Source organism: Marisediminitalea alba (genome assembly GCF_002993365.1).
GTDB classification, from domain to species: domain Bacteria; phylum Pseudomonadota; class Gammaproteobacteria; order Enterobacterales; family Alteromonadaceae; genus Alteromonas; species Alteromonas alba.
The window spans coordinates 1-24,754 of the sequence record NZ_PVNP01000007.1 but is presented as its reverse complement, the minus strand read 5'-3'; the positions used below and the strand labels follow the sequence as shown (position 1 = coordinate 24,754).

Here is a 24,754-nt window from a genome sequence, read left to right as displayed (position 1 = left end):
TTGATGGCTATAAAGCACACATTCAGAGCGTCAGCCATTGCAACTGCACTTATTCTTGCAGGTTGTGGTGGAGATATTAATATCAACGAAGGTGATGTAGTAAACGAAGGTGATACGATTAATAACCCTTCACCCACACCAACCCCTACACCAACCCCAACCCCGACGCCTACGCCTACCCCAACTGGTGCGGAAAATCCTTTCGACCAGGGCCTGGCCACTGATGTATCTTCAGAGTTTCCTGAAATCACCGACAAGCCGGTTTACCGCTTAACTGAAAACGTAGAGTTCAATGATGAAACTACGCTGACTGCAGATGCCCACTGGGTACTGGATGGTCGAGTTGCAGTAGGTGGCGACGATGAAAATTCAACTGTACTGAATATCGAAGCCGGCACGACTATTTTTGGTGAAGAAGGCGAAGACTTCCTGGTTGTTCGTCGTGGTTCACAAATCATGGCCGAAGGTACGGCTGCTGAGCCAATCATCTTTACGTCTGTACAAGACGTTACCGGTCAGGAAACCGATATCGGTCAATGGGGCGGCCTGGTACTGCTGGGTAAAGCGCCAGCAAACTCTTGTGGTGATACCGAAGGTAACGCTACTCAGGACGAACTGAATAACTGTGGTGTTTCTGCAGAAGGTGACGCGGGTCAGTTCGGTGGTAACAACCCAACTGATAACTCAGGTGTACTTCGTTATATCGTAGTTAAACACGCTGGTCGTACCCTGGGTAACGGCGACGAACTGAACGGCATCAGCTTTGCGGGTGTGGGTTCTGGCACCGAAGTCGATTACATTCAGGTTCACCAGAATCTTGACGATGGTGTTGAATTCTTCGGTGGTACTGTAAACGTTAAACACGTAGTGCTGACTGATAACGGTGACGACAGCTTAGACTGGTCATTTGGCTGGACAGGTTCTGCCCAGTTCGTTTACATCCAGCAAAACACAGAAAATGGCGATAACGCCATTGAAGCAGACAACAGCGAATTCGACGCGTCTGCCACGCCATTAACTCAACCTAACATTGCTAACGTAACAATCGTAGGTGATGCGCAAACCAATGGTGTGCGCTTACGTGCGGGTACTGCGGGTTACCTGACCAACGTATTAGTAACTGGTCCTACAGGTTACCAAAACTGTCTTCGTGTTAACGGTTCTGAATCTCAGGAACTGGCCGCTGACGGTGAACTGGCTATCACTAACTCAATTGTTGCCTGTGAAGATGCCAGCAACAACTTTGGTAGCGACACTATCGGCACCATGACCACTGCCGAGTGGTTTGCCTCACAGTCTGGCAACCAGGTACTGACTCCTGCTGAGCTTGGCCTTAGCGATGACGGCTACACGCCAGCACAAGGTTCTGTATTGCTGACTTCAGGTTCTGATCCAACCACTCTGAACAGCAGTTTTGATGCTGCTAACTACGTCGGTGCGTTTGACGGCTCGAATAACTGGATGTCTGGCTGGACTTCAGGTGTTAACGGTGGCTTCCCTGCGGATGTGGATAACGCTTTTGATCAAGGTTTAGCGCAGGACGTATCTGCTAACTTCCCTGAAATTACCGATAAGCCGGTTTATCAAATCGACGAAGACGTGGTATTTACTTCAGATGTAACGTTAACTAACGATGCGCACTGGGTACTTACCGGTCGTACCGCGGTGGGTGGCGATAACGAAGATTCTGCTACTTTATACATCGAAAATGGCACCACCATAATCGGACAGCAGGGCGAAGACTTCCTGGTAGTTCGTCGTGGTTCTCAAATTGAAGCACTGGGTCTGCCTGGCTCACCTATCACCATGACTTCTGTTCAGGACGTTACAGGTCAGGAAACTGGCATTGGCCAATGGGGCGGCCTGGTATTACTGGGTAATGCACCAGCTAACTCTTGCGGTGATACTACTGGTGACGCTACTGAAGACGAGCTGGCTAACTGTGGTGTCGCAGCTGAAGGTGACGCTGGTCAGTTCGGCGGCAACAACCCGGAAGATAACTCAGGTACTATCCAGTACGTAGTGGTTAAACACGCAGGCCGTACCTTAGGTAACGGTGATGAGCTGAACGGTATCAGCTTTGCAGGTGTGGGTTCACAAACCAACGTTCACCACATTCAGGTTCACCAGAACCTGGACGATGGTATCGAATTCTTCGGTGGTTCAGTCAACGTTCGTTACGTAGTACTGACTGACAACGGTGATGATTCTTTTGACTGGTCATTCGGCTGGACAGGTAAAGCACAGTTCGTTTATATCCGTCAGGACTCTGAAGGTGGTGATAACGCCTTTGAATCTGACAACAGTGAATTCGACGCTTCTGCCACACCGCTGACTAACCCAACGGTAGCTAACGTTACCATCCAGGGTGCAGCAATGACTAATGGCGTGCGTTTACGTGCCGGTACTGCTGGCGCACTGTATAACTTCGCGATTACTGGTCCTGAAGGTTACAGCAACTGTTTACGCGTAAATGGTGATGAGTCTCAGGCGCTGGCTACTGCAGGTGAACTGACAATCGCTAACTCTGTGGTTGCTTGTGCCGCTGCCAGCAACTTCGGTGATGCTTTCGCTGAGTCATGGTTTACTGCGGGTGACAACAACCAGGTACTGACTTCAGCTGACCTTAACTTAGGTACGCTGGGCCGTATGCCGGGTGCAGGTTCTGCGCTGTTAGGCGCTGGTGCAGACGTGGCCGACGTTGAAGATGATAGCTGGTTTGCGTCAACCGATTACATCGGTGCCTTCGACGGTGAAAACGACTGGACTGAAGGCTGGGCCTACGGTATGGACCAGACTCTGGTAACCAACGCTTTTGAGCAAGGCCTGGCGACTGACGTGTCTTCAAGCTTCCCGGAAATCACTGACAAGCCGGTTTATCAGTTAGATGAAGACGTTGAATTTAACGCCGACGTTGCGCTGTCTAACGATGCGCACTGGGTATTAACCGGTCGTACTGCGGTTGGTGGTGATAACCAGAACTCTGCCACCCTTTATATCGATGCAGGCACTACGCTAATCGGTCAGCAGGGTGAAGACTTCCTGGTAGTGCGTCGCGGTTCGAAAATCCGCGCCATGGGTACTGCCGATGCGCCAATTGTGATGACTTCTGTACAAGACGTAACGGGTCAGGAAACGGGCATTGGCCAATGGGGTGGTCTGGTATTACTGGGTAATGCACCAGCGAACTCTTGTGGCGACACTACCGGTGATGCCACTGAGTCTGAACTGGCTAACTGTGGTGTCGCTGCCGAAGGTGACGCAGGTCAGTTCGGTGGTAACCAACCTGAAGATAATTCAGGCACTATCCAGTACGTTGTGGTTAAGTACGCGGGCCGTACCTTAGGTAACGGTGACGAACTGAACGGTATCAGCTTTGCTGGTGTAGGTTCTGGTACTTCTGTTGATTACATTCAGGTTCACCAGAACCTGGACGACGGTATCGAGTTCTTCGGTGGTACCGTAAGCGTTAAGCACGTGGTACTGACCGCCAACGGTGATGATTCCTTCGACTGGTCATTCGGTTGGACAGGTACTGCACAATACGTGTTGATTAAGCAGGACTCTGCTGGTGGCGATAACGCGTTTGAATCAGACAACAGCGAATTTGATGCGGCGGCTACGCCACTGACTAACCCGACTGTTGCCAACGTTACCATTGTAGGCGCAGCGCAAACCAATGGTGTTCGTCTGCGCGCCGGTACTGCTGGCTCTCTGCACGGTTTCGTAATCACCGGACCTGCCGGTTACAGCAACTGTCTGCGTGTAAACGGTGATGAGTCTCAGGCGCTTGCTACCGCGGGTGACCTGTCAATCGCTGACTCAATCGTAGCGTGTGAAGCGGGCAGCAACTTTGGTGACCAATTCGCAGAAGACTGGTTCCTGGCGGATGCCTCTAACATGGTAACCACCGCTGACCAGCTGGGTCTGGCTGATAATGGTTACATGCCAGCGGCTGGCTCAGTATTGTTAGACACTTCACTGACCTTTACTGACAATGCTCTGCTTGAAGATACCGACTTCATCGGTGCCATGGACGCTAGCAACGACTGGACGCAAGGATGGGTAACTGTCGGTCTGGAGTAATCCACACCGCGCTTACCGTAAGTCATAAATAGGGAAGGCGCCGTATGGCGCCTGACCTGTTGAAAATCCAGCAAAATTTGAGTCCCAATGGAGTTTTAGAATAATGAGTTCATCAGACCGTCCAATGCCGTCACTCTCGCGGCTGTATAAATCGGTTGCCTTTGCTCTCTGTGCCGGTTCATTAGTGCCGTTAAACAGTGCGATTGCTCAAGAAGCAGAGCAGGACGAAGCCCAGGCCATCGAAGAAGTTGTTGCCACCGGAACTCGTTTGAAAGGCACAGCTGCTGCAGTATTGCAGGAACGTCAGAACCAGGCCTTCGTAGCCGATATAATGGGTGCTGAACAAATTTCCCGTACAGGTGATGGCGACGCCGCATCTGCACTTCGTCGTGTTACCGGTTTAACCCTGGTAGACGGCAAATTCATTTACGTTCGCGGTTTAGGTGAACGTTATTCCAGTACACAGCTAAACGGAATGGGTGTGCCGAGTCCGGATCCAACCCGCTCTGTAGTGCCACTGGATTTATTTCCTTCCGACATTATTGAAAGTCTGAATGTACAGAAATCGTTCTCGCCGAATATGCCTTCTCACTTCGGTGGGGGTAACGTGAACATTCGAACTAAAACCATCCCGACTGACTTTATTTTCCGTTTAAGTGGCGGGCTAGGGTATAACACCAATAACTCGGATGATGGCTTTTTCTATTCTGGCGGCGGTGATGACTGGACAGGGCGCGATGATGGTACTCGCGCATTATCCAGCATTATCACCGACAACCTTGACGCCGCGCAATCTGATGCCGGTATCCAGGGTTCTAATGCTTATCCGTTAACTTTCGATGAGCGTAAAGCGATGCTCAGTTCGATGTTCTGGGATATCGGCCCGGATCCTAAAAGTGTTGATCCGGATTTCAATCTGGGCATGACGCTAGGAGATAACTACGATACCGACTACGGCGTATTTGGTTTCCTTTCCGCTATTTCCTACGAGAACGAGTGGAACATAAACGATACCAGCCAGGGCACTAACCTGGGGACTGTAGGCTGTTCTGACCTGCCAGACAGGTACTCTCAGGACGGCAAGTGTTTTGCGCAGTTTTATGAAGGCGTAGATACTGAACAGCAGGTTCGCTGGAGCGGTATGCTTAACCTGGGTTGGGAAATCAACAGCAATCATCGTATTGATATCACTAATATACTGCTTCATGACATGAGCGATCGGGTGCGGGTACGTGATTTTATTGATATCAATGAAACGGTATTTGGCGAAACCGAATTGCAACGTGTGGACATGCTCTTTGAAGAGCGCCGCATGAATTCGAATCAGATCAAAGGTACGCATAACTTCCCGGAGCTCAACTTCCTGTACTTTGATTGGTACGCTGGCACCAGCCGGGCGCGTCGTTCGGCACCTGGTAGTCTGGATGTGACCTATCAGCAAAACTTTGCTGATGGTGCCTTTATCGATCAGCAATTGCAGCCGATTGCTGCTACCAGTGTTAATCGTGGTTACCAGGATCTGCGCGACGTAGTGGAAACCTGGGGCTGGAACCTGGGGTATCCGATTATGGCCGAAGGTTTGGAACTGGAATTTAAAGCCGGTGCCGACTTTTTCGAAAAAGCGCGTAAAGCCGAGAACATTCCGATTAACGTAACCCACCGGGCGATTTCAAACGATTTCCTGTATGGTAACCGCGTTGATGAAATTTTCTCCGATGAAAACATCAACAATGATGACTTCTACCGCAGTGCAACCGGTGCCAATATTCTGGAATCTGCAATGGCGGATGGGGATGAGTTTGCTGCCGGTACTATGATTGACGCTTACTATCTGATGATGGATGCGTTTATCAACAATACCTGGCGGATCAGTGGTGGTGTACGCTACGAAGATTTCCGTCAGTTATCTGTACCGTTTGAAGCGCATTCAAATCAGTTTTCAGTGGATTCATCTGAAATTGAACAACTGGCATTCCAGGAAGACGATTTCTTCCCGTCACTGGCGTTAACCTACATGATGGATAACGACATGCAGTTCCGTTTGAACATGAGTCAGACGACCATTCGCCCGGATCTGCGTGACGTAAGTGTGACCTTCTTTATCGATCCGCTGACTGAGTTCCTGGTTCGTGGTACGCCATTACTGCAAAGCTCTAAGCTGGACAACATCGATTTCCGTTGGGAATGGTATCGTGAAGCAGGTAATAACCTGTCGGTTGCATTGTTCTATAAAGACATCGAAAACCCAATCGAACTGATTGAGCTGAACACCGTGGGTGGTGCAGCACCTAACCTGTTAACCGCTAACGGTGAATCAGGTAAGTTGTATGGTCTTGAAGTGGAGTTCCTGCAGGACCTGAGCATTATCAGCAGTGACTTAAGTAACTTCTTCGTGACCGGTAACCTGACCATTTCAGACTCTGAGGTGACTTTGGGTGCGGTAGAAGATGATGTAACCAGTTTGTTTGAAACCCAGTTACTCGATGCGTTAAACGCGACCTCTGCATCGATTACCGTGACCAACAACAAACGTCGCCTGGTGGGCCACTCTGAATGGGTCGCTAACCTGCAGGTAGGTTACGATTCAGATAACGGTGAGCACTCTGCAACCTTAGTTTACAACGCTTTTGGACCACGGATTATCGTGCCTGGTACGCGTGGTAACGAGGATGCCGAAGAGCAGACCTACCATTCACTGGATATGAACTATACCTATTATCCTGACTTCAATACGCGGATTAAATTCAGCATCAAAAACCTGCTGGATCAATCCAAGCAAATTCAACAGGAAGGCTTAAACCTGTTGTTACAGGAAGATGGCGTAGAGTTTGGTTTAAGCTACAGCTACCAGTTCTAAGCAGCATCAGCAAAGGGGTCGTAAGGGCCCCTTTTTACTGCCATATTTATATGACAGATATGTAATAAAACTGTCACAGAAACCCCCTATCCTACCCGCAGCTAATTTAGTGGTCGGTACATCCGATTTCTTGAAAACAAAAGGTTTGAATCTATGAAGCTTTTTAACACCTTGCTGATGAGCACGGCATTATTGTCGGCGTCAGCCTTTGCTCAGGAGCAGGACTTAAAGCCTGCCATTGACACTGCCAAGGAAATCAACGAGTCAGCTGCCAAATCGCAGCAAAAAATTGATGGCATTACCGATCAGATTGACAGCAAGCTGCAACAGTTTAAAACGCTGAACAAAGAGATCGAAGGTCTGGAAGTTTATAACAATCAATTGCGTAAGCAGATCGCCAGCCAGGAACAGGAAATGGCTGACCTGAATGAAGCGATTGACGAAGTGTCGGTTATCGAGCGTCAGATCACACCGCTGATGATTCGTATGATTGATGGTCTGGAACAGTTTATCGAACTGGACGTACCGTTTCTGTCACAAGAACGTAGCGAACGCATTGCGAGCCTGAAAAGTATGATGGACCGTGCTGACGTAGCGGCTTCTGAAAAATTCCGTCGTGTAATGGAAGCCTATCAGGTTGAGATGGATTACGGCCGTACTATGGAAGCCTACACGGGTATCCATGAAATCAACGGTCAGGAGCGTGACGTCGAGTTTTTACGCTTAGGTCGTACCGCGCTGATTTATCAAACTCGTGATGCCGGCACACAGGGCGTGTGGAACAAGCAAACCCGTCAGTGGGAAGAGTTAGACAGCTCTTACCGTACCCAGGTAACCAAAGCATTACGCATGGCCAAGAAACAACTTGCGCCTGATCTGTTAATGCTGCCTGTAGCGATTACAGACTAAGAGGACGAAGATGATGTTGAAATCGTTTAAGAATATCGTATTTGGTCTGGTTGCTGCGAGCATCAGCGTAAGCGCTGTCGCACAGGATGACCGTGCACTAGATTTAGATGCTTTATTAAAGCAGCTGGAAGAAGGTAAGTTTGCGCAAACTGAGCAAAACAAACAGCGTGAGCAGGAGTTTATGGCTCAGCGAGCAGAGCAGGACCGCATTCTGCGTGAAACTGCACAGCTGCGTGACCGCACGCTGGCGACGTCAGAGCAGCTTGAAACGACCTTTGAAGAAAACGAATTTAAACTGGCAGACTTAAATGAAGCGCTGACCAACCGTTTAGGTTCATTAAAAGAGTTATTTGGTGTGCTGCAACAGGTTGCCGGCGACACTAAAAACAAATTTTATAACTCAGTGGTCTCTGCTGAAATCCCTGGCCGTGCTGCATTCTTAGACCAGCTTGCACAGGACATGGGCTCAAGCTCAAAACTGGCCTCTATCGATGAGATTGAGCAGGTCTGGTATGAAATTCAGCGCGAAATGACCCAATCAGGCAAAGTCACCAAGTTCACTACCGACGTAGTGGAAGCGGGTGGTGCCAAAGTGTCTAAAGAAGTGGTTCGTGTTGGTCCGTTTGCCCTGGTTGCTGATGGCAAGTACCTCGACTACAACGGCGTAACCGGTACGGTTGCCGAGCTTATCCGTCAGCCTGCGGGCCGCTACGGAGAGTCAGCTGCTGAACTGCAAGCCTCTAACGGTGAAGTTGTTAAGTTTGGTATCGACCCGACTGGCGGCTCAATCCTTGGCCTGCTGGTTCAGGCGCCTAATCTGCAGGAACGTGTAGAGCAGGGCGGTGTAGTAGGTTACATCATATTGATCGTCGGTGCTTTTGGTCTGTTGTTGTCAATCGAGCGTTTGTTCACTCTGACAATTATTCGTACCAAGGTTAACAGCCAGTTGAAATCTAAAGAAGTGAAAGCCAACAACCCGCTGGGCCGTGTACTGAAAGTCCGTGATGAGCACCCTAATGCCGACACTGAAGCACTGGAACTGCATTTAACTGAAGCCATTCTGGCTGAAGTACCTAAGCTGGGCCGTAACCTGACCATCATTAAGATAATCTCTGTGGTTGCACCGCTGATGGGTCTGTTGGGTACCGTAACCGGTATGATTAACACCTTCCAGGCGATTACCCTGTTTGGTACCGGTGACCCGAAACTGATGGCGGGTGGTATCTCTACTGCCCTGGTAACTACCGTACTGGGTCTGGTGGTAGCTATCCCGACTACCTTACTGTACGCGATGCTGAATACGCGTAGTAAGAACATTGTTTACATTCTGCAGGAACAAGCTGCCGGAGTAATCGCTGAGCGCGCTGAGAAAGGCTAATCATCATGATTGAGTTTCTGGAAGCAATTCGTGATTTTACAGAAACCGGAGGCCAGGTACTCCTGGTCATCGGCTTACTGATATTCGTCATGTGGCTCTTGATCCTCGAACGTGCTCTGTACCTGCTGATTTGGCACAAAAGCTTAAGCAAAGAAGCAATCGCTCAGTGGAAATCCCGCGAAGATCGTTCTTCCTGGTACGCTGAGCAGGTTCGCTCAAAAGTCATTTCGTCGCTGACCATTCGTTTAAATGGCAGTATCCCGATTATTCAGGCGCTGGTAGCACTTTGTCCGCTGCTGGGTCTGATGGGAACGGTAACCGGAATGATCGAAGTTTTTGATGTTATGGCCATCTCAGGTTCAGGTAATGCCCGTTCGATGGCGTCTGGTGTTTCGAAAGCCACTATTCCGACAATGGCCGGAATGGTTGGAGCACTGTCTGGTGTATTTGCGTCAACCTGGTTGAACCGCAAAGTGAAAACCGAACGTGCTCACTTAGAAGAAGCACTCGTCAAGCGCTAACAAGGTATTCCGAGAGGGGGACTCGTTGCGAGTCGCCCACTAGCAAGGTAACAAAGAATTATGAAACAGCATTTTCAAAACCTGGTGGATGAAGAAGAAGCCACCATTGATATGACGCCCATGCTGGACGTTGTATTTATCATGTTGATCTTCTTCATCGTAACGGCCTCTTTTGTGAAAGAAGCGGGTATCGACGTTAACCGTCCGGAAGCCGCCACAGCGGTTAAGAAAGATCGCGCCAACATCCTGATTGCCATCACGGATAAAGGCGAAATCTGGATTAACAAGCGACGTATCGATGTTCGTGCTGTACAGGCTAATATTGAGCGTTTACACGCGGAAAACCCGCAGGGCACCGTAGTTATTCAGGCCGATAAGAAAGCCACTACGGATACGCTAATCAAAGTGATGGATGCATCCCGGGCCGCTGGTGTTTACGATGTGTCAATCGCCGCGCAAGAGCCATAAGCGAGCATAGACCATGTCACGATTTTTAATCGCATTTGTTGTATCACTGGCGATTACGTTGGGATTGTTCTTTCTGATGCAGTCGCTGATCAAAATGGGCGGCAGTGCATTAACTGAGCCGCCTAAAGGCAGCGTGCTGGATTTTGTTCGCATTAAGCCTGAAGAGCAGGTACAGCAGAAAGAACGTAAACCACGTAAGCCACCTAAGCCAGAAGAGCCACCACCGCCAATGGACTCGCCGCAAATGGATTCGCCGAGTCCTGATGCTGATAGCAGCGGAATGTCTTTTGCCGCTGATGTGGGCGACAGCATGGCACTGGAAGGCGGCGGTTTAGCGCTGGAAGGCGGCGATGGTGAGTACCTGCCTATTGTTAAGGTATCGCCGGTTTATCCCCGTCGTGCGCTGCAACGTGGTATCGAAGGTTTTGTTATTGTTGAGTTCACCGTAACCAAACAAGGTGCCGTCAAAGACGTGTTCGTTATCGAAGCGAATCCGGAAGGCATTTTTGAACAGGCCGCGATGGACGCAGCGAAGAAGTTTAAGTATAAGCCTCGGGTTGTAAATGGTGAGCCAGCGGAAGTTTCCGGTGTGCAGAACCGTATTACGTTCCAGATAGACGGGTAAGGTGAGTATGAAACAGACACTTTCTAAATCCCTGTTGTCACTGGCGGTGGCAGGCTTGTTGTTCACTGGTGCGAGTTCGCTGGTGGCAGCAACTGCAGTTGCCCAGGAAGAACAAAAAGCCAGCGAGCGACCCACCCGTCGCACGCCGGCATTACGTTCGAAGGTTTACGAGCAGTTAGCCCGTGCCCAGGAACAGGCGGATGCAGGCAACATTGCTGAAGCGGTGGACATCCTGGATGTGGTTCAGGACAAAGCCAGTTCCATGAACAGCTATGAGCTGGCCATGATGTATAACTTCTACGGCTTTATTTACTACAACGACGAGCAGTACGACAAAGCACTGGAAAACTTTGCCAAAGTGGTTGCGCAACAGCCAATCCCGGAAAGCTTCGAGATGAGCACGCTGTTCAGTCTGGCCCAGCTACACCTGATGCAGGGTAACTACAGCCAGAGTATTGAGTATCTTGAGCGTTGGGAAGCGTTGAATACCGGTAAGATTCCACCGAAGAATCTGGTAATTAAAGCCCAGGCCTATTATCAGAATAAGCAGTACGCTGAAGCGTCAGAATTCATCAATCAGGCCATTAAAGGTCACGAAGATGAAGGCATGATCCCGGACGAAGGCTGGCTGATTTTACAACGTGCTATTTATTACGAGCTCAAGCAGCCTGAAAAGGTTAAAGACGTGCTGGTAAAAATGGTGAAGTTGTTTAACGAGCCAAAGTACTGGATCCAACTGGCGGGTATGTACGGTGAGCTGGGTGAAGAGAAAACGCAGCTGGCGATCATGGAAGCGGCTTATCAGCAGGGCTACGTGACCAATGGCGGCGATATCTTTAACCTTGCACAGCTTTATTACTATCATAAAGCGCCTTATAAAGGCGCCCGTCTGATGGAGCAGGCGTTAAATGATGGGGTGCTGGAAAAGAATCTGCGTAACCTTAAGTTCCTCGGCCAAAGCTGGACGCTGGCTAAAGAACAGGAAAAAGCGGTTCCGGTTATGGCTCAGGCAGCCGATTTATCCGATGACGGTGAGCTGGATGCTCAACTGGCGCAAATTTATCTGAACATGGAAAGCTGGGACAACGCCATCGAAGCGGCTGACAACGCGCTTAATAAAGGTGAGTTGCGGAACCCGGGCATCCCGTATCTGATTAAAGGTATGGCGCTGTACAACAAAAAACAATATGCCGCCGCGCTGGATACCCTGGCCGAAGCTGAGAAATTCAGCTCAAGCAAAGGGATGGCGCAGCAGTGGTCAAAGTTTGTTGAGTCAGAAAAGAGCAGCAGCGAGCAGATTCAGGCAGAACTGGGTTCTTAATATTACAGCCGCTTAGTTAACCCAAAGCCGGTATTCATTACCGGCTTTTCTATTTTAGTTCAGTCACATTGACTTAGGCTCTAAACGGCAACATAGCCTCTTCTATGGATTTTTTATCACTGCTACTGATGGTTAGCGTGGCAATTTGCTGTTCGATGCTAAGGGCATGAGTTGATATGGTTTTTTGCTCAGTGGCTGCGCAGCATTGCTGTAATTTTGCCAGGCTCTTAAGTAAGTGGATAAGCACTGCAATCTGGTCGTTAGCTGACTGGCGGACCTGACTATACGCTTTATCGACTACACCGGCAAAGGTGAATGTGCGACGTTTCAGCCACACCTCAGACGAAGTGTGAATGAGGTTTTCTGCCGGAAACTCGCGGGTGGCCACCTGCACACAAATGGCGGTTAGCTTATCCACGCAGGTGATGGCTGTATGCGGGTCATTAATCCCCGGTGATAAAGCGCGCAGGGCAATTTCAACCAGCTGACTGATAGCAAACTCAGGATCCTGAATGGGGGTTCGGTTGGCGCCCAGCACCACCGCTTGTCGCAGCGTAGTAAATTCGTCCTCGCTGGCAGGTTGCCGGCAGTGAACGGTAAACAATGCTTCGCCGCATAAAACGTGGTCGCCGCTGCGAACATGTAACTCACACCCTGCCACCTCGGTGGCAGTCTGATTTAGAAAGCTGGCATAATTGATGGTTTGAACATATCCGTTTTGAACCGCTTTCACGCTCACCTGAAAGTCACCTTGTGGCGCTGCCCACTGCTCGGCAATAGCGCGGACGGAGGCGTTAGACTCAGGTACCGGCAACAATGAGTTAATGTTGCTTTCGAAATGTTGTACACAATTGGCAATCACCTGGTCGGCCTGAATAGAGCGGGACACGTGGTGGATAAAATAGATGATGGTGACACAATCGATGAGAGCCAGAAACACGGTGGCACCGGCTAACATGGAAACCGCATCCTGATTACTGTTTATCGACGACAAGTGATGCAGGGAAATCAGGCAGAACAGAAAAGTGGAAACCAGTATTCCGAGCACCATCTGGGTATTACGATCCTGCATAAAATTGCGAATTAAGCGCGGCCCAAACTGATTTGAGGCCAGGGTTAACGATACCAGGGTCATAGAGAAAGCAATACTGGTTACGGTTATCATGGCGCCGGCGACGGTAGACAGTAATTGCTGAACGCTTTCTTGCGTAACCAGAGGGATAAGCGGTCGTAAAACGTCCGGCAGAAAAGCCCGTTCAATAACCGATAAACAGGCATAACACAGCGCCACGCTTGTACTCATCATTAGCAGAGGGATAAACCAGTAGCTGGTAGACAGTGATTCCCATAGTACCCTGACGCGGGTGGTGAGCAGCCGTAAATTCATCCGTTTTCCCAATAAGCGATGGACTTCCCAGTAAAATATCAGTTTAGTACGAAATAACCTATTGATTCGGATTGATTAGTTTTTTTATAGCCGGTCATGTATCGTACTGTACAGGACAGTCAGAAAGGTCAATGGATCAGTGACACCAGATTACAGTCGTTACTCTAAAGCAGAACTTGAAGAAGCGCTCAGGACCATCGACAAAGCGCGTTTTCCGGAACGGGTGGAAAAAATTCTTCAGGCGCTGGCTTCACTTGAAGCCAATGAAGACGATTCCCCCGCGCCTGAGCAGGAAATACTGCTGCCAGAACCTGAAACTCCCGAGCAAATACAGCGCAAGTTGCTTGGCACATTAGCGCTTATTTGTGGCGGTTTAATTCTCGGCGCCATGTTACTACCGGTTTATTTTCACTCTTTTCTGCTGAATAACGAGATGGTTACCCCCTTCAAATGGGTAGCCTTAACGGCGGGCCTGGTGGTATTTGTGGTAACTTGCAAAAAATTCCTCCACACCAATCACCTGCGTAAAATGAGTGCCGAGCGGCTGGCGAAGGGCAAAAAGCAGGTTAAGGTTGATTCACCGCGCCGTTTTTATAATGCGATTGGCGCAGCGTTGCTGGTTGCTTTGTTTACAGCCCTGGCAGTTTACCGTGGCGCGCCGGTCGCGCTGCATCTTTATGTATTGGATGCCAGCACGGCAACCGAGCAGGTGACTATCGCAAAGTTACCCCGCCGCTTTCGTAGAAAGCACTGTAACGGCAAAATTTATCTGGCGGAGTACAGCGCTCAGTTTTTTGATTATGTGTGCCAGGTAACGACCAGATCGCAGTGGGAGCGACTTCGTCCGGGGCAACAAATCCGCCTGCATGGCAGTCGCTCTGCGCTCGGCTTTCTGGCCAGGGACACCTCGTTGTAATATCAGCCAATCAGGCTGGTTGGCTATGTGACCTGCTAAACAATTAATTTGGCGCAACGAGCCATTAAAGGGTAGACTTTAGTTGTATTTGCTGGTGATTAATAACCTTAACAAGGTAAGACCGGTACGCTTTCGTTTTCAAAGGATTGGATATGAAATTACTGATTGGTTCGCTGTGGATTGCGACCGTACTCTGCGCCTATTGGTATGGCACATCACAAGTTAACCCTCACCAGAGCGCCGGGCCCGGTTCCGTAAATTCTCTTACAGACACAGCAGAGCCAGGCAGGCACAATGTGACAAACAGCGAAACCTTGCCGATTGATGAGGAGACTGGCGCCGGGCCTGAAGCTAACACCGGTAGTGCCCACAAGCCAGTAACGGTAGATGACGCCGTCGCGCAAACTCAGGCGCTGTTGGGCGATATGGGCTGGTCGCCTACCATGGCAAGTATCGCCAAAGCCTACGCTATTGTGTCGCAACTTAATTTAGAACAAACCCTAGCGGCGCTCAGGCAGCTGGGATACGGTGACTCGCCGGAAAGTCTGCAAATTAACATGTTGTTTATCAACCGGCTGGCAGAATTGTCACCACTGCAGGCCGTGGATTATGTAAACCTCAACGTGACCGGCAGCATGCAAAAGGACGGCGCAATGGCGACTGTCATAGCAACCTGGGCAGATTCCGACCCCCATGCTACGTTGCAGTGGTATTTGAGTCAGCCTGAGGATACTCGCCAGCAGGCAATGGGCAGATTTGCTCTGGGCGGCTTGTTTTCAAGCCTCGCCCGACAGGATCTGCCTGCAGCCATCAGCAGCATAGAAACGGACTTCGATGCCAATGACTTTGAAGCGATTGATTATGCCGTAAGCAGCACTGCCAGGAATCTGCAAAATACCGAAGATTTTGAGTATTTACTTGAGCGGGTCCAGGCCATGGATAACGACAGTGCGCTACAAGCTGTGTTCTCCAGTTGGTTAACTAAAGATCCGGACGAAGCGCTGGCCAGACTCGATCTGATTAGCGATCCTAAACAACGGCAAGCTATCGAGGAGAGAGCGTTTCGCAGTTGGATGGTGAGAAAACCGCAAGAAGCGGCCGATCGCTTTATGCAACGAGCGGCGCCGGATCAACGCCAGTCACGAGCCAAAGTGGTGGTTGAGTCGATGAGCTTTAATCAGCCTCAACAGGCGCTGAGCTGGCTAAACAGACAAACCGACATTGATACCCAACCACTGACTTCGGAGCTTATTAGTCGTTCGGCCTATCGTAACCCCCAGTTTGCAGACCAAAACCTGCATAGGATCACCGAACAGGATAACCTTACCATTTTGACGTCGAGAATTTATCAAAGTTACAGTCGCTACAGCCAGGCCAAAGCCGACGAGTTTTTGTCCCGTCAGTCGCCAGCAGTACGCGAACAGGTATTAACCCGATTGAAGAGAGTTGAAGAAATCCGCTCCCGCGGCTAAACGGTTGGCGGCGGGCGTTGGCATTTGTTGTACTTCGTAAAGTAGTTTCAATACCTTAGTAGAATTTTCATCGACACTTCATCGGAGTGTCACAGAGCTTCTGCATAGTCAGGCTCCATTTTGTTGTGCGGACCTTACTATGATTTTCTCTCGTCGCCAGTTTTTAAAAACCACCCTTGCCTCAGGTGCCTTAACGCCGTTTGCTTATCAGGTAGCCGCTGCGCCGATAAATCCCCTGTTTGATTGTGGCGTAGCAAGCGGCGACCCGACCCATCACAGCGTTATTTTGTGGACTCACACCCGTGAACCGATTGGCCTGACATGGCAAGTAGCCAGGGATCTGGCATTTAAGCAACTGGTAAAAAGCGGTCAGGGGGAAACTTCTTTAACGCAAGATTGCACCTTCAAAATTGATGTAACCGGTCTGGAACCGGGAACCACTTATTACTACCGGTTTATTACCAGCAGTGGTCAGAGTGAGCCCGGGCGCACCAGGACATTGCCCGCCGGCGAGCCTGAATCACTGAACATCGCCGTGGCGTCCTGTTCAAACTACCCGTTTGGTTACTTTAATGCCTACCACCACATTGCGGGCGATGAGTCGGTTGATTTTGTGTTACACCTTGGCGATTACATATATGAATACGGGCAGGACAGCTGGGGAGACGAGGAAGGGCGTAAGCTTAAGCGTCGGCATCAGCCCGCCAATGAAATTGTTTCGTTAACCGATTACCGAACCCGGCACCGCCAGTATAAAACCGATAATGGTTCACGGTTAATGCATGCTTCGCATCCGTTAATTCCCACCTGGGACGATCACGAATCTGCCAATAATCCGTACATGCAGGGCGCGCAGAATCATCAGCCTGGTGAAGGCAATTGGGCTGATCGCAAGGCGGCCTCCATTCAGGCTTATTACGAGTGGATGCCTTTGCGGGAACCGGCTAAACAGGCTGAAAAAGCGCAGCTCTGGCGGCATTTTGGATTCGGCAATCTGGCCACACTGACAACCCTGGAAACCCGCCATACTGGTCGCAGTAAACAAATTGACTATGCCGAACACCTGCCCCAGATAAAGTCAGAACAAACGCTGCGGCATTTTATTGAGTCGGTGTTGGGTGACCCCGGACGTTCTATGTTAAGCATAGCAATGGAGAATTTTGTTAACCATAAACTGGCCGAGTCTGTCGCTCAGGGTACCAAATGGCGACTGATCGGCAACCAGATCCCAATGGCCCGTACCAATATTCCGGATGCCACGGATTTAACGCTCCCCAAAGCGCTGGCAGATAACGGCGCGATTGCTCAACACTTCGGTTACTTTATGGCCCTGGGTAAATATGACTTACCTATTTATCTGGATACCTGGGATGGCTACCCGGTGGCCAGAGAGAAGTTTTATCAGCTCTGTCAGTCGGCGAAAGCCAGTGATTTAATCGTGTTAACCGGTGATAGCCATGCGTTCTGGGCAAATCAGTTGTTTGCCGGCGATGGCGATGCTATGGGGGTGGAGCTGGGTACGGCAGGCATTACCTCGCCGGGTGATTTTGAAACCTTTGGCCCGGCGCTGGCCGGGGAGTTTGATCAACGGGTAGCGCAGCATAACCGGGAAATTCTGTGGACGGATTGTCAGCATCGTGGTTATGTGAAGCTGGAGCTTGCTCCTAAGACGGCAATCGCCAGTTTTATTGGCGTATCGAACATTACCAGTGAGCACTATAGCGCGAAAACTCTGCGTCAGTATCAGATAAGCAAAGCGGGTTCGTCGCTGGCAATCGAAAAGATTTAGTTGCAGTTACAGCAGCGCATTCTGGCGTGGTCGCTGGATTATCCAGCGCGCCACGTCCTGGCGTAAAAACTTATACGTTAAACCGCCGGATATGCCGGCGATTACCTGCCAGAGCTGGCCCTCAAAGGAGCGCGTACCGGCGATAAGGGTAACGTCCAGTAGCGGTTGCATCAGCATTAACATCAGCGCCATAGCCAGGCCGCCAGCCAGCGGGTGAAGCCAGTTACTGCGCAGTTTAAGCATGCGCCCGGCACGGCCACTCACATATAACGCAATACACAGCGCAGCAAACACTGCCGAACCATATTTGGGAAGCAGACCCCACCAGTCTAGTACGGTATGTTCGAGCCATTGATTACCGGTAATATTTACGCCGAGTGATTCCAGATTCGCGAGGACAAATTGTGACTGAGACACACTGGCAATGGTGTAGGTCAACAACCAGCTCACCAGCAACGCGCCCGCTTTGGTAACCGGGCTGATGTCGGACTGAACTTCGTAAACGACGACTTTTTCAGACATTACAGAACTACTCTCTTACAACAGGCTTAATTTGTACTCATCTTGCACAGATGACAACACTGCTTACAATAAAGCGCAACACAAATCGTATAATTTCATGCTAAGCTGCCAAGTACAAGTTGTTGATAGTCTAATCGATATGTGCAAAGCGTTACATCAGCGGAGTCAAAAGTTGATGCTCCTTCTGGCGGGGATAATTAGCCTGTTCGGAGCCTTTTGTGCACAGGCCGATGACCCGCCACCGTTAACCGGAAATTTCCATCAAACCCAGATTGCAGGCTATCTCGCTTCGCCCTGGGCGGCCGTAGAAAATCCACTCGGCGGTTGGCTGATCACTGAACGCGGCGGCACTATTATTGAATATACCAATGCCGGCCAACGCCTTGAGATCCCGCTGCAAATAGACCTGCTCTATGTGGCCGGGCAGGGCGGCTTACTGGACATTGTGCTGGCCGATGACTTTACCGAAACCCGGCGGGTCTATCTGAGCTTTTCGGTGGGCGATGACAGCGAAAATTACCTCGCGTTCGGCACGGCCAAGCTGGTGGGCGACAAGCCTGAAGTGCAGCGTCTGTTTACCGTTAAAACAGCCAAGGATACGCCGGTACACTTTGGTGGGCGACTGCTAAAACTGGCCGACGGTACCTGGTTGATGACCAGCGGCGATGGCTTTGACTATCGTGAGCAGGCGCAGCAAAAAAGCAGTATGCTGGGTAAAGTGCTGCGCTTTAACGAAGACGGCAGTGCACCATTGAATAATCCGTTTTATACCACCCCCGATGCTCCGCAGAGCTATATTTATACCCTTGGCCATCGCAATCCGCAGGGGCTGGTTCAGGATCCGGAGTCCGGCACAATATGGCTGAATGAACATGGCCCGGATGGCGGCGACGAAATTAATGCTCTGGAGGCTGGCAATAACTACGGCTGGCCAGTGGTGACGCTGGGCATGGATTATTCCGGCGCAAAAATTTCGCCGTTTACTCATTATGATGGCATGGTGGATCCGGTGTTAAACTGGACACCATCCATAGCCCCTTCCTCAGTAGTGGTTTATCAGGATTCGGCTTTTCCTGAGCTGGCCAACCATCTGCTGGTTAGCAGCCTGAAAGATCAGGCGTTATATGCGGTGGCATTAGACCAAAATCCCATGTCGACAATGCAAATCTTTGCTACTATAAATGAGCGTTTACGGGATGTGATAGTGGGTCGTGACGGATCGGTATACGTACTGACGGACGGCGAGCGCGGCCGGTTAATGCGTTTTTCCCCACTGCGGGCCGAAAACGTACCGGAACACAGTTTGCGCTAACTCAGGCTGAAACCCCGTAAAGGCTAGCAGAAATGGATTGTTACCCAGGTGGTTACAACAATAGTCTGGCTGAATAGCGGCTATAAGTCTGCGAAACTGCATAAAAATTCAAATTCGTTATACATGCCGTTATAATTCCGGCGTTTAAATAGTCACTTCCTGCTCCGGGACCGTTCGAATTGGCAGGAATAACCATGAGGAAAACATCGTGTTAGAAGAATATCGCAAACACGTAGAAGAGCGTGCTGCTGAAGGAATCCCACCCAAACCGTTAAACGCGGAACAAGTGGCCGGATTAGTCGAATTACTGAAAAATCCACCTGCAGGCGAGGAAGAGGTTCTGCTGGAACTAATTTCTGAGCGTGTACCTCCTGGTGTTGACGAAGCCGCTTACGTAAAAGCTGGTTTCTTAAGTGCCATTGTAAAAGGCGAAGTTAGCTGCGACCTGATCAGCAAAGAAAAAGCAGTTGAGTTGCTGGGTAACATGCACGGTGGTTACAACATCGCCACTTTAGTCGAGTTACTCGACGATGCAGCACTTGCGCCACTGGCAGCCAAAGAATTGAAGCACACGCTGCTGATGTTTGATGCGTTCCATGACGTCGAAGAAAAACACAAAGCAGGCAATGAATTCGCCACTGACATCATTAAGTCATGGGCCGAAGCTGAATGGTTCACTTCTCGTCCGCAAATGGCTGAGAAAATGACTTACTCAGTGTTTAAGGTAACCGGTGAAACTAACACCGATGACTTGTCTCCGGCACCTGATGCCTGGTCACGTCCTGATATCCCGCTGCATGCCTTAGCGGCTTACAAAATGACCCGTGACGGTCTTGAGCCAGAAGAGCACGGCGTTAAAGGCCCAATGAAGCAAATCGAAGAAGTGAAGGCCAAAGGCCATCCTGTTGCTTTTGTGGGTGACGTAGTAGGTACCGGTTCTTCTCGTAAGTCTGCCACTAACTCTGTTCTGTGGTTCTTCGGTGAAGATCTGCCAGGCGTGCCTAACAAGCGCGGCGGCGGTGTATGTATTGGTTCTAAAGTAGCACCAATCTTCTTCAACACTATGGAAGACGCCGGTGCGTTGGTATTTGAAGCCGACGTAGAAAAAATGAACATGGGTGATGTTATCGACATCTATCCGTTCGAAGGCAAAATCACCAACAGTGAAACTGGCGAAGTGCTGGCTGAGTACAGCTACAAGTCTAAGGTAATCCTGGACGAAGTACGCGCTGGTGGCCGTATTAACCTGATTATCGGCCGTGGCTTAACTGAAAAGGCTCGCGAAGCGTTAGGCTTAGGCCCGTCTGATCTGTTCCGTAAGCCTGAGCAACCTGTTGATTCTGGCAAAGGCTTCTCGCTGGCACAGAAAATGGTAGGTAAAGCCTGTGGTGTTGACGGTATCCGTCCTGGCACCTACTGCGAGCCTAAAATGACGACTGTGGGTTCTCAGGATACCACTGGTCCTATGACCCGTGACGAACTGAAAGACCTGGCGTGTCTTGGTTTTACTGCCGATTTAACCATGCAGTCTTTCTGTCACACTGCCGCTTATCCTAAGCCGGTAGACATCGATACCCAGCACACGCTGCCAGACTTCATCATGAACCGTGGTGGTGTTTCTCTGCGCCCTGGTGACGGTATCATCCATAGCTGGTTAAACCGTATGTTGCTACCTGATACCGTAGGTACTGGTGGTGACTCGCACACCCGCTTCCCGCTGGGTATCTCATTCCCGGCCGGTTCTGGTCTGGTTGCCTTTGCTGCAGCAACGGGTGTTATGCCACTGGATATGCCGGAGTCAATCCTGGTTCGCTTTAAAGGCGAGCGTCAGCCTGGTATCACTTTACGTGACCTGGTACACGCAATTCCTCTATACGGTATCAAGCAAGGCCTGCTGACCGTTGAGAAGAAAGGTAAGATCAACCAGTTCTCTGGTCGTATCCTTGAGATCGAAGGTCTGGAAGACTTAACTGTTGAACAGGCATTTGAACTGTCAGATGCCTCTGCTGAGCGTTCTGCTGCAGGTTGTACCATTAACCTGTCTGAAGAATCTATCGCGGAGTACCTGCGTTCTAACATCACCATGTTACGCTGGATGATCAACGAAGGCTATGGCGATCCGCGTACTCTTGAGCGTCGTGCTCAGAAGATGGAAGAGTGGCTGGCGAACCCAAGCCTGATGCGTGCTGATGCCGATGCTGAATACGCAGAAGTAATTGAAATCGACCTGTCAGAAATCAAAGAGCCAATCGTATGCTGCCCGAACGACCCGGATGATGCTAAAACATTGTCTGAAGTCGCGGGTGACAAGGTTGATGAAGTATTCATCGGTTCTTGTATGACTAACATCGGTCACTTCCGTGCGGCAGGTAAATTGCTGGATAACTACGGTAAGACGCTGCCGACCCGTCTGTGGATTTCTCCACCAACGAAGATGGATAAAGCCCAGCTGATGGAAGAAGGTTACTACAACATCTACGGTCGCGTAGGTGTACGTACAGAAATGCCAGGCTGTTCACTGTGTATGGGTAACCAGGCACGTGTAGATGCCGGTGCAACAGTACTGTCTACCTCTACCCGTAACTTCCCTAACCGTTTAGGTGATGGCGCGAATGTATATCTGACCTCTGCAGAGCTTGCAGCAGTTGGTGCAATCGTTGGTCGTCTGCCAACTGCGGCGGAGTACATGGAATACGCTGGTAAGATCGACTCTATGTCAGCTGACGTATACCGCTATCTGAACTTCGATAAGATGGAAAGCTTTAAGAAGGCAGAAGAAGAGGCTAAGGCTAAGATCATTCCAACGTTGAATGTTGCCTGACTTAGCATATAAACTAGAAAGCCGGGCACCGTAAGGGCCCGGCTTTTTTTATGTCTGTATTTAAGGTAACTAACAAGGAATATAAATGGGATCGCGCACTATAATAAGGTCAAAACTGATAGCGTCAGGCCTTCTGATAGCTGGCTTGCTGCTGAGCGCCTGTAATGTAAACGCTGTTGATTTTGAATCCGCGCGAATTGAAATTAACGACATTGCACTGCAGGTGGAGTTTGCCAAAACCTTCGAACAACGGGCTCAGGGCCTGATGTTTCGTAAAACATTGTGCGAAAGCTGTGGCATGTTGTTTGAGTTTGATCCCGAAAAACAAGCAAGTATGTGGATGAAAAATACCTTTATTCCACTGGATGTGGCATTTATCGACAGAAACGGCGTAATTACAGATATAAAACCACTGCAACCACAGGACTTAACTTCTGTGGGCGCATCCAAAGTGGTGAAATACGCGCTAGAAATGAACCAGGGCTGGTTTGCTAAGCATGATATTCATGTTGGCGACCAACTGATTGTCAATCCATAACGCTGATTTGAACAGCGTACAAACGGAGAACACCGTGAGTAAGGCGTTAACCATTGCAAAATTTGGCGGCACCAGTGTTGCCAATTATGCTGCTATGCAAAACTGTGCCCGCATTGTTGCAGGCAACCCAGGCACTCGTATTGTTGTGGTAAGCGCCGCAGCCGGCATTACCAACCATCTGGTGGATCTGGCGCATAAAGCCATGACCCAGGAACAAGTCGGCGAAGTCTGTCAGGCGATTGCTGATATTGAGTTTAAAATCCTCAACGAATTAAAAGCCAAAGACAGTGTTGCGGCAAAGCTCGACGACTTGCTGGAAGAAGTAAAGAAACTGGCTTTCCATGAAGAGATTTTACATCGTGCCGATCTGAAAGATCAGTTACTGTCGATGGGCGAGCGGATGTCATCCCTGATGTTCAGCGCTGTGCTGGCAGAACAGGATGTGGCTACCATGAACTTTGACGTGCGCAAAGTTTTGCGTACTGACAGTGAGTTTGGCGCTGCCGCCCCACAACTGGATGCTATTGCCGAAAACGCCCAGGCGTTATTAAAGCCAGAGATTGAAAACGCTATTGTGGTGACTCAGGGCTTTGTGGGCGCCGACGAAGAAGGCCGTACCACTACGCTGGGCCGCGGTGGTTCAGACTTTACTGCAGCCCTGTTGGCCGAAGCGATTGGCGCTGAGGTATGCGAAATCTGGACCGACGTAACCGGTGTTTATACTACCGATCCACGTATTACCGCTGCGGCTCATCCGTTACCGGAACTGAGCTTTGAGGAAGCCGCGGAAATGGCTACCTTCGGGGCGAAAGTACTACACCCGGCCACTATGGAGCCTGCGGTTCGTAAAGACATCAAGGTGTTTGTAGGGTCCAGCAAAGAGCCTGAAAAGGGCGGTACCTGGATTGTTAAAGACTGCGAAAATGAGCCGCCATTCCGCGCCCTGACCCGCCGTAAAGAGCAGGTGATGGTAACGGTAAAAACGCCTAAGATGATGTATGCGCAGGGCTTCTTGCAGCAGGTTTTTGCGATTATTGCCAAGCACAAGCTGAGTGTTGATCTGGTAACCACCTCTGAGATCTCGGTATCATTTACCCTGGACAACCCGGCTAATTCAGTGGCACAGCGCTTAAATCGTGAAACCATAGCCGAACTGGAAACCATCTGTGACGTAACCGTGGAACACGGTTTTGATTTGGTTACCGTAGTGGGTAATCACATGCAAACCAGTAAAGGCGTATCGAGCCGGATTTTTGCGGCCGTATCAGACTACAACCTGCGAATGATTTGTTTTGGCGCTAACCCGCACAATATCTCATTTTTGGTGAATGAGTCAGACAGCACTGAGATTGTAACGGTATTGCACAAAGAGTTGTTTGAATAACACTTCAAATAAAGGGGTCAGAAATAAAGGGGTCAGAGTTAATTAATTCCTCAGAAATAAAGGGGTCAGAGTCTGAGGTATCCCCACAAATAATAATGCAATATCAATAAGATAAAAAAAGATAGGAACATTCATGACGTTTGGTGATCAGATCAATCGCCAAAAATCACCGAGACCAAACTGCCATGAATGCCCTATCTATTGTGAACAATGTCATATCGCTTGTCAGCTATAAAATGCATAAAGCGCGTCGGGATGTGGTAACGGCGTGCGTGAAAAGCCTTCTTCATGGAAGCGCAGCAAGCGTAACGAGTATTGGTCGTGGGATTAGTACTAAAGCTTATGAAAAACATCGGATTAAACGTGCCGACCGCTTGCTTTCAAACCCGCATTTATTAAGTGAAACACCGTTTATCTATGCATCTATTTGCCAACTATTTTGTGGCAG

General features: G+C 49.8%; 17 protein-coding genes and 1 pseudogene. 16 read left to right on the top strand and 2 right to left on the bottom strand.

The annotated features are described in order from the left end of the window. Window positions 1–3: 3 nt before the first annotated feature. From C6Y40_RS01045 to C6Y40_RS01010, 8 genes are all read left to right on the top strand, one after another. Entirely contained in the window at window positions 4–4,086 is a 4,083-nt protein-coding gene (locus C6Y40_RS01045) for a hypothetical protein (RefSeq protein ID WP_105932920.1), read from the top strand. 103 nt (window positions 4,087–4,189) lie between these two features. Next, complete coding sequence (locus C6Y40_RS01040; RefSeq protein WP_240621807.1) at window positions 4,190–6,943, top strand: TonB-dependent receptor domain-containing protein; 2,754 nt, start codon at window positions 4,190–4,192, stop codon at window positions 6,941–6,943. Window positions 6,944–7,096: 153 nt separating this feature from the next. Next, window positions 7,097–7,852, top strand: a complete 756-nt coding sequence (locus C6Y40_RS01035) for a DUF3450 domain-containing protein (RefSeq protein WP_105932918.1) — start codon at window positions 7,097–7,099, stop codon at window positions 7,850–7,852. Between the two features lie 13 nt (window positions 7,853–7,865). After that, complete coding sequence (locus C6Y40_RS01030; protein WP_105932917.1) at window positions 7,866–9,230, top strand: MotA/TolQ/ExbB proton channel family protein; 1,365 nt, start codon at window positions 7,866–7,868, stop codon at window positions 9,228–9,230. 5 nt (window positions 9,231–9,235) lie between these two features. Then, window positions 9,236–9,751, top strand: a complete 516-nt coding sequence (locus C6Y40_RS01025) for a MotA/TolQ/ExbB proton channel family protein (protein WP_105932916.1) — start codon at window positions 9,236–9,238, stop codon at window positions 9,749–9,751. Window positions 9,752–9,811: 60 nt separating this feature from the next. After that, on the top strand, window positions 9,812–10,219 hold the full coding sequence (locus C6Y40_RS01020) for an ExbD/TolR family protein (protein ID WP_105932915.1): 408 nt from the start codon (window positions 9,812–9,814) through the stop codon (window positions 10,217–10,219). Window positions 10,220–10,232: 13 nt separating this feature from the next. Next, window positions 10,233–10,844, top strand: coding sequence for an energy transducer TonB (locus C6Y40_RS01015; protein WP_105932914.1), 612 nt, complete (start codon window positions 10,233–10,235; stop codon window positions 10,842–10,844). 1 nt (window position 10,845) lies between these two features. Further along, complete coding sequence (locus tag C6Y40_RS01010; protein WP_240621806.1) at window positions 10,846–12,165, top strand: tetratricopeptide repeat protein; 1,320 nt, start codon at window positions 10,846–10,848, stop codon at window positions 12,163–12,165. A gap of 73 nt (window positions 12,166–12,238) precedes the next feature. Here C6Y40_RS01010 and C6Y40_RS01005 read toward each other — a convergent pair whose 3' ends face one another. Next, entirely contained in the window at window positions 12,239–13,552 is a 1,314-nt protein-coding gene (locus C6Y40_RS01005; RefSeq protein WP_105932912.1) for a DUF2254 domain-containing protein, read from the bottom strand. Between the two features lie 139 nt (window positions 13,553–13,691). Here C6Y40_RS01005 and C6Y40_RS01000 point away from each other — a divergent pair, with 139 nt between their 5' ends. The 3 genes from C6Y40_RS01000 (at window position 13,692) to C6Y40_RS00990 (ending at window position 17,729) form a co-directional block, all read left to right on the top strand. Beyond that, on the top strand, window positions 13,692–14,468 hold the full coding sequence (locus C6Y40_RS01000; protein ID WP_105932911.1) for a hypothetical protein: 777 nt from the start codon (window positions 13,692–13,694) through the stop codon (window positions 14,466–14,468). Between the two features lie 152 nt (window positions 14,469–14,620). Continuing rightward, window positions 14,621–15,940: a hypothetical protein gene (locus tag C6Y40_RS00995; RefSeq protein ID WP_105932910.1), complete on the top strand. Its 1,320-nt coding sequence runs from the start codon at window positions 14,621–14,623 to the stop codon at window positions 15,938–15,940. A gap of 139 nt (window positions 15,941–16,079) precedes the next feature. Next, complete coding sequence (locus C6Y40_RS00990) at window positions 16,080–17,729, top strand: alkaline phosphatase D family protein (RefSeq protein WP_105932909.1); 1,650 nt, start codon at window positions 16,080–16,082, stop codon at window positions 17,727–17,729. Window positions 17,730–17,735: 6 nt separating this feature from the next. Here the strand turns inward: C6Y40_RS00990 and C6Y40_RS00985 are convergent, their stop codons facing one another. Further along, window positions 17,736–18,251: a hypothetical protein gene (locus C6Y40_RS00985; protein ID WP_105932908.1), complete on the bottom strand. Its 516-nt coding sequence runs from the start codon at window positions 18,249–18,251 to the stop codon at window positions 17,736–17,738. Window positions 18,252–18,426: 175 nt separating this feature from the next. On the opposite strand from C6Y40_RS00985, the gene C6Y40_RS00980 reads away from it, so the two are divergent. From C6Y40_RS00980 to C6Y40_RS24885, 5 genes and pseudogenes are all read left to right on the top strand, one after another. Continuing rightward, the gene (locus C6Y40_RS00980; protein ID WP_170308380.1) at window positions 18,427–19,563 is read left to right on the top strand and encodes a PQQ-dependent sugar dehydrogenase; all 1,137 of its coding nucleotides are present in this window, start codon (window positions 18,427–18,429) and stop codon (window positions 19,561–19,563) included. A gap of 208 nt (window positions 19,564–19,771) precedes the next feature. Next, window positions 19,772–22,384 carry a bifunctional aconitate hydratase 2/2-methylisocitrate dehydratase gene (gene acnB, locus C6Y40_RS00975; RefSeq protein WP_105932906.1) on the top strand — a complete coding sequence of 871 codons (2,613 nt, stop codon included), beginning with the start codon at window positions 19,772–19,774 and terminating at the stop codon, window positions 22,382–22,384. An 85-nt stretch (window positions 22,385–22,469) separates the two neighbouring features. Continuing rightward, window positions 22,470–22,922, top strand: coding sequence for a DUF192 domain-containing protein (locus C6Y40_RS00970; protein ID WP_105932905.1), 453 nt, complete (start codon window positions 22,470–22,472; stop codon window positions 22,920–22,922). Window positions 22,923–22,956: 34 nt separating this feature from the next. Continuing rightward, window positions 22,957–24,306, top strand: coding sequence for a lysine-sensitive aspartokinase 3 (gene lysC, locus C6Y40_RS00965; RefSeq protein WP_105932904.1), 1,350 nt, complete (start codon window positions 22,957–22,959; stop codon window positions 24,304–24,306). A 185-nt stretch (window positions 24,307–24,491) separates the two neighbouring features. Further along, window positions 24,492–24,754: pseudogene (locus C6Y40_RS24885) on the top strand (IS4 family transposase); the annotation flags it as partial.

Bases quoted from the DNA above. Each gene is read 5' to 3' on its own strand.
- C6Y40_RS01045 (WP_105932920.1), top strand. From the start codon at position 4: ATGGCTATAAAGCACACATTCAGAGCGTCAGCCATTGCAACTGCACTT.
- C6Y40_RS01040 (WP_240621807.1), top strand. From the start codon at position 4,190: ATGAGTTCATCAGACCGTCCAATGCCGTCACTCTCGCGGCTGTATAAA.
- C6Y40_RS01035 (WP_105932918.1), top strand. From the start codon at position 7,097: ATGAAGCTTTTTAACACCTTGCTGATGAGCACGGCATTATTGTCGGCG.
- C6Y40_RS01030 (WP_105932917.1), top strand. From the start codon at position 7,866: ATGTTGAAATCGTTTAAGAATATCGTATTTGGTCTGGTTGCTGCGAGC.
- C6Y40_RS01025 (WP_105932916.1), top strand. From the start codon at position 9,236: ATGATTGAGTTTCTGGAAGCAATTCGTGATTTTACAGAAACCGGAGGC.
- C6Y40_RS01020 (WP_105932915.1), top strand. From the start codon at position 9,812: ATGAAACAGCATTTTCAAAACCTGGTGGATGAAGAAGAAGCCACCATT.
- C6Y40_RS01015 (WP_105932914.1), top strand. From the start codon at position 10,233: ATGTCACGATTTTTAATCGCATTTGTTGTATCACTGGCGATTACGTTG.
- C6Y40_RS01005 (WP_105932912.1), bottom strand. From the start codon at position 13,552: ATGAATTTACGGCTGCTCACCACCCGCGTCAGGGTACTATGGGAATCA.
- C6Y40_RS00995 (WP_105932910.1), top strand. From the start codon at position 14,621: ATGAAATTACTGATTGGTTCGCTGTGGATTGCGACCGTACTCTGCGCC.
- C6Y40_RS00990 (WP_105932909.1), top strand. From the start codon at position 16,080: ATGATTTTCTCTCGTCGCCAGTTTTTAAAAACCACCCTTGCCTCAGGT.
- C6Y40_RS00985 (WP_105932908.1), bottom strand. From the start codon at position 18,251: ATGTCTGAAAAAGTCGTCGTTTACGAAGTTCAGTCCGACATCAGCCCG.
- C6Y40_RS00980 (WP_170308380.1), top strand. From the start codon at position 18,427: ATGCTCCTTCTGGCGGGGATAATTAGCCTGTTCGGAGCCTTTTGTGCA.
- C6Y40_RS00970 (WP_105932905.1), top strand. From the start codon at position 22,470: ATGGGATCGCGCACTATAATAAGGTCAAAACTGATAGCGTCAGGCCTT.